At 70.3% G+C, this 343-nt stretch carries 1 pseudogene; it reads left to right on the top strand.

The window, feature by feature from the left end:
• Nucleotides 1-343: pseudogene (locus tag RB628_RS41705) on the top strand (multicopper oxidase family protein); the annotation flags it as partial.

Genomic DNA, 343 nt, shown 5'->3' with positions numbered 1-343 from the left:
GTCGCCCTCGGGGGCCACAGGATGACGATCACCCACACCGACGGCTTCCCCGTCCGGCACCAGCAAATGGATGCGCTCCTGATCGGCATGGGCGAGCGCTACGACGTACTGGTCACGCTCGGCGACGGCGTCTTCCCTCTGGTCGCCCTGGCCGAGGGAAAGAACACAACCGGCCTGGCCCTCGTCCGCACCGCCTCCGGCCGCGCACCCACGGCCACCGTGCGGCCGAAGGAGCTCAACGGCACGATCCTGACCGCGTCCCAGCTCCGCGCGGCCGACGACGTGCGGCTGAAGTCCGCCACGACCGACGTCACGCACCAGGTCAAGCTCACCGGCGGCATGA

It is taken from the genome of Streptomyces sp. ADMS (assembly GCF_033441795.1).
GTDB lineage: Bacteria > Actinomycetota > Actinomycetes > Streptomycetales > Streptomycetaceae > Streptomyces.
Note: the sequence above shows the minus strand (reverse complement) of the source record. Positions and strands in the feature narration are given on the sequence as shown.